Here is a 5,564-nt window from a genome sequence, read left to right on the forward strand (position 1 = left end):
CTTTGCTGGATGAGTCTTGGAAGAAAGACATGTCTTCGATGAAAATTTGGTTGCTCATTTGATTTAGTTTATGTTTTAGGTAGTTGTTGAACTCAATAATATTATATACATTTGTCATATTTATATTATTTAGTCCACATGGATTAATCCACTTAAAAGGGGTTAAATCATTATATATATTAATAGCTATGCCATGATAGGTAATCATTCTTTTACAAGCTATCCCAATACTTGCTATTTTACCACTATCTGTAAATACCCCAATTGTGCCATCAATTTTATTTGTTTTAATGTTGTATTTATTTAGTGCATCTATAACTAAATCTTCTAAGAAAGCTACATATTCCTTTATTGATAATGATATATTTTTTAAATTTATTATAGGATAGATTGTAAGTTGACCTGGATTGTGAAATGTAATATCCCCACCTCTATCAGTTTTTATAATTGGAATTCTGTTTTTAGTAATATGTTTTATAGATGTAATATTCTTGTAAGATGCATGTTTACCAATTGTAAAAACTGGTAAATGTTCTAAAAAGATAATAATATCGGGAAAGGTAGAATCTTCTATTTTTTTACCAACTATATACTTTTGTAAATTATAAGCTTTTATGTAGTCAACTTTAGTAAAATTTAAGGCGTATGATAACATTATCCTCTAAGCACAGGTTTTCTTGCAGCTTTGACCTCATCAACTCTTTTAATAGTCGTTGTGTGTGGAGCTTCTCTTACTAATTCAGGGTTTTCTTCTGCTTCTTTTGCTATTTCTCTCATTGCATTTACAAAATTATCGATTGTTTGTTTTGATTCAGTCTCAGTGGGTTCTATCATTAAAGCGTTTTTTACAATAAGAGGAAAGTATATTGTTGGTGGATGTATACCATAGTCAATTAGCCTCTTTGCTATATCTATTGTTTTTATATTATATTTTGATTGTTTCTCATCATTAAAGATACATTCATGCATACATTGCCTATCGTAGGGAAGATTATAATATTTTTTAAGATTTTCTTTTAAGTAATTAGCATTTAATACTGACATTTCCGCTATTTTTCTAATATTTTCCATACCAAGTGATAAGATATAAGCATAAGCCCTAACCATAATATTAAAGTTTCCATAGAAAGAATGAATTTTGCCTACACTGTTAACCCTATCATAGGATAAAGTAAATCTATCTTTTCTTTTTTTTACAAAAGGAACAGGAAGGAAGGGTTTTAACGTATCACAAACACATAATGGACCAGAACCAGGTCCACCACCACCATGAGGGGTTGAGAAGGTTTTGTGTAGATTTAGGTGTAGTATATCAACACCTAATTTTTTGAAATTGACCACACCCAAAAGAGCGTTTAGATTTGCACCATCGCAGTAAACAAGACCATCTTTTTTGTGGACTATATCTGATATCTCTAAAATGTTTTCTTCAAAAAAACCCAATGTGTTTGGATTGGTAATTAAAATACCAGCAGTTTCACTATCCATTGCATCTTTAACTGATTTTGCATCTATTATGCCATTACTATTTGATTTTAATTGTATAGGTTTAAATCCGCAGAGAGAAGCACTTGCTGGGTTAGTACCATGGGCTGAATCTGGAAGCAGTATCTTATTTTTTTTATTATCATTAGTTTTATTATATGCATAGATTAAAAGCATTCCCAATAGTTCACCATGAGCTCCTGCTGCTGGCTGAGAGGTTATATCATCCATCCCTGTTAATTTTTTCAATAATGATTCAAGGTTATATATTAACTCAAGTGCACCCTGTATATATTTTTCATCTGTTAAGGGATGTATTAGATTAAAGCCGTCAAAATTGGCTATTTTTTCGTTAATTTTTGGATTATATTTCATCGTACACGAGCCTAAGGGATAGAAGTTTGTATCAATTGAATAATTTAGTTGTGAAAGCCTTGTGAAATGCCTTACAATATCAAGTTCTGATAATTCTGGTAAATCTAGATCTTCTCTTATTAAATTTTTATCTATTTCATAATCTTTGATTTTATCATTGTCAAATATAGACAATCTTGACCTATCTTTCACTGATTTTTCCCACACAAATTCTTCTGCTACGCCTTGCTCTTTACTTGTATTATTTGAGTCCATCTTTAACCTCACTGATTAACAGATCTATCTCATTCTTAGAATTTAATTCAGTTACTGTAAATAGATAGTGATCTTCTAGTTCTAAACCAAAATACTTTAAATTTATGCCAGCAAAGATATGTTTTTTCTTTAGTTTATTTTGAATTTTTTTAAATTTTTTGGGTGCTTTAAGTACAAACTCATTAAAGGTTGGAGATTTAAAAGTCTCTTTAAAACCTAATCTGACTAAATTATCTTTTAGATAACACATTTTGTTATAATTTTGTTTTGATATATACTCTAACCCCTTTTTGCCCATATAAGAGAGATAAATGTTTGCTACTAAAGCACATAAATTCTCATTTGTACATATATTTGAGGTAGCTTTCTCACGTCTTATGTGTTGTTCCCTTGTAGTAAGTGTTAAACAAAATGCTCTCTTGCCCTCTTTATCAACTGTTTTACCAACTAGGCGACCGGGGATTGACCTAACATATTTATATTTTGTAGTAAAAATACCAAGAGAAGGACCACCAAATGCTGGTGGAAGGCCCAAACTTTGCCCCTCACCGCATACTATATCAACATCAAAATCACCAGGTGGCTTTAAAAGGCCGTAAGCTATTGGTTCGGTGAATGTTACAATTGATAGGGCATTTATTTTATTTTTTATATCTTTTAACTCTTCAAAATGCTCTATTACACCAAAGAAATTTGGCGATTGAATTGCAATTGCACACACATCTTCATTTTTGATTCTACCAAAATTTACAGTACCATCTTTTTTATAATCAAGCTCTATTATATCAATATCAAGGGGTCTAAGGTATGTATAGGCAACCTCTTTATAAAAAGGATGGATTGAGGCTGCTATGTATATTTTATTTTTTTTCGACAACCTATAAGCCATAAACAAAGCTTCAGCAAAAGCACTTGCCCCGTCATAGAGAGAAGCATTTGCAATCTCCATGTTAAATAGATTGCAAATTAATGTTTGATATTCATAAATTGATTGAAGTGTTCCTTGGCTAACCTCAGCCTGATAAGGGGTATAGCAAGTTGAGAATTCACCCCTAGAAATTAGAGTGGGGATAACCTCAGGTATATAATGAAAATAGCGTCCTGCTCCTATAAAGAAAGAACCCCCTTTAAGAGGGGTTATATTCTTTGAGGCAATAGAAGAAGTATATTTTAAAAGTTCAAACTCATTTAATGATTTTGGTATTTTTGGGATGCTTTTAAATTTAGCATCATTAGGTATATTGTTAAATAGATCATTAATGCTTTCAACCTTGATTGTTTTTAGCATTTCATTTATATCTTCTTCGGTATGTGGGATGTATTTCATTGAGATTGTCCTTTTATTAAATTAATGTATTGATTTTTATCAAGTAAATCGTCTAGTTCTTTTGTGTTAGCTATTTTAACCTTTGCAATAAATCCCTTGTTATAAGGGTCTTTGTTTATCAATTCTGGTTTGTCTGTTAACTCTTCATTAACCTCAATAACTGTGCATTCTACAGGCGAATATACTTCACTGACTGTTTTTACTGACTCTAGTGTAGAAATCACCTCATTTTTTTTATACCTTTTATTTATTTCAGGCAATTCAACATATACAACATCCCCTAATTGATCTTGTGCATAATCTGTGACACCTAAAAGGAAATAATCATCAACCTTTTTTAGCCATTCATGGTCTTTAGAGTAATATAAATCATCTAAAAATTGTAATTTGTCAAAATTATCCATATTGCCTCCAGCTAATTATAAAAAATTTGTTATTTTTTTTCTTGCCGTTAGATTACTTCTAATAGTATTAACTATCTCAACCTCTATAACTCTTTTGCCATATTTTAAATAAACCCTATCATTTAAATCTAGTTTTCTATTAACCTTTATAAATCCACTAGATAATCCCTTTATTTGAAGGTCTTCTGGTTTATCTGGGGATGTGATAGTATAAATTTTATGATTATATCTATCAATTGAAGGCTCAGTTACACAGGTTAAAACAGTACCTATCTCATTATTATTTTTATCTAAAACAAGAGCCTTACCCCCTGATGGGACCTTTCTTAGATCAAAGCCCACAAAAGGGTAGGTATATTCATTATATTTATTTTTTAGTAGTTTTGTAGCTCCCAAAAAATCTTTGGTAAATCCTGTTTTATCTTCATTATAGGGTAAAACAAATGTCCATGGATTATTAACAAATGGCCACTCTCCTATATCTTGGTGAGATAAAGGCAATTTTGCCCCAACTCTTAGGGTATCCCTTGCTGCAAGACCACAATATTCTACAGTTTCACCTCTTTTTTCTGATAATGAAAACCATAGATCTTCAATATATTCTAAATCTACAAATATCTCAAATCCTATTTCACCTGTATAACCAGTTCTTGAGACAAGAATTGGATAACCCTTCTTTGTAAAAACAGCTGAATTATCATTAGAGAAAACTTTGTTAAAATACCCTTTGAATGTAAAAGGTTTCATATCATATAATAATTGAGGTGTCTCTAGTATATTGCATAGTGTTTTAACAGATAATGGACCTTGTAAATCTATTTTTCCTATTTTATCACTTAGGTCAATTATCTCACAGTTTTCGTTAAAATGTTCAAAGTGGGGTACAATCTTTTTATTCATTGATGCATTTACTACAGAGATGTATAAATTATTATCTAACTGGAATATGATTGTATCATCAATAACATGGGCATTTTCATCTAAATAAACAGAATACACACTTGATAGATTGTCTAAGGGCAATTTATTTTTACCAATTGCCCTCTCTAAATCTTTAGTTGTTAGTTTTTGTAAGAGACTACGAGATGATTTACCTCTTATTATAATAGTAGACATATGACTTGTATCAAAAAGTCCAGCTCTTAATAAAACTGCAAAATGTTCCTCTTTTGCCCCACTTTTAAACCAAAGTGGCATTTCATAGCCACCAAATTCTTTAAAGGAGGCACCATTTTTTTTATGGGTATTATATAGATAAGTTTTTTTCAACATACTATAACTTTAGTAAATAATAAATAACGTGTCAATTAAATCATAAAAAATGGAAGATTATATGGGTTATAGTTGATTTATTATGTTAGTTTTTGGTTTATAAAATCTAGTATTTCTAAATAATTGTTTTTCACAGCATTATAGTATTTTTCTGGGATTTTCATTTTATTATTAAGCATATTTTTTAATCTTGTTGGACCAATGTTATATGCTATTAATGCATATTTTTTGTTGTTCCTAAATTTATTAATAAGATAGGATAGATAATTTATCCCAATTTTTATATTAAGCACTGGGTCATACAATTCGTGGGCAGTTGATAAATCTACATCTTCAATTTTATCAACAATATAAAAGGCTGTTTTTGGTTTTAATTGCATTAAGCCTATGGCTCCTTTATTTGAGAAACTGTCAGCTATAAAGGAGCTTTCAACTTTTATCACAGA

6 protein-coding genes are annotated in these 5,564 nt (G+C 30.2%); all 6 read right to left on the reverse strand.

Translation table 11 applies throughout. From position 1 onward, the window contains the following. Positions 1 to 655, reverse strand: a 655-nt coding sequence (lipB, locus tag SVN78_07925; GenBank protein MDY6821532.1) for a lipoyl(octanoyl) transferase LipB, incomplete at its 3' end; no start/stop codon positions are given. Next, complete coding sequence (gene gcvPB, locus SVN78_07930) at positions 655 to 2,115, reverse strand: aminomethyl-transferring glycine dehydrogenase subunit GcvPB (GenBank protein ID MDY6821533.1); 1,461 nt, start codon at positions 2,113 to 2,115, stop codon at positions 655 to 657. The genes gcvPB and lipB, both read right to left, overlap by 1 nt. Next, entirely contained in the window at positions 2,102 to 3,442 is a 1,341-nt protein-coding gene (gene gcvPA / locus SVN78_07935; protein MDY6821534.1) for an aminomethyl-transferring glycine dehydrogenase subunit GcvPA, read from the reverse strand. The genes gcvPB and gcvPA overlap by 14 nt, the downstream gene beginning before the upstream one ends. Then, positions 3,439 to 3,846, reverse strand: coding sequence for a glycine cleavage system protein GcvH (gcvH, locus tag SVN78_07940; GenBank protein ID MDY6821535.1), 408 nt, complete (start codon positions 3,844 to 3,846; stop codon positions 3,439 to 3,441). The genes gcvPA and gcvH overlap by 4 nt, the downstream gene beginning before the upstream one ends. A 15-nt stretch (positions 3,847 to 3,861) precedes the next feature. Then, entirely contained in the window at positions 3,862 to 5,118 is a 1,257-nt protein-coding gene (locus SVN78_07945; GenBank protein MDY6821536.1) for an aminomethyl transferase family protein, read from the reverse strand. Positions 5,119 to 5,198: 80 nt separating this feature from the next. Continuing rightward, positions 5,199 to 5,564, reverse strand: a 366-nt coding sequence (locus SVN78_07950) for a lytic transglycosylase domain-containing protein (GenBank protein ID MDY6821537.1), incomplete at its 5' end; no start/stop codon positions are given.

This window comes from Deferribacterota bacterium, from assembly GCA_034189185.1.
GTDB lineage: Bacteria > Chrysiogenota > Deferribacteres > Deferribacterales > UBA228 > UBA228.

What these genes read in the sequence shown, in the direction of transcription:
- gcvPB (MDY6821533.1), bottom strand. Translation starts at nt 2,115, where the DNA reads ATGGACTCAAATAATACAAGTAAAGAGCAAGGCGTAGCAGAAGAATTT.
- gcvPA (MDY6821534.1), bottom strand. Translation starts at nt 3,442, where the DNA reads ATGAAATACATCCCACATACCGAAGAAGATATAAATGAAATGCTAAAA.
- gcvH (MDY6821535.1), bottom strand. Translation starts at nt 3,846, where the DNA reads ATGGATAATTTTGACAAATTACAATTTTTAGATGATTTATATTACTCT.
- SVN78_07945 (MDY6821536.1), bottom strand. Translation starts at nt 5,118, where the DNA reads ATGTTGAAAAAAACTTATCTATATAATACCCATAAAAAAAATGGTGCC.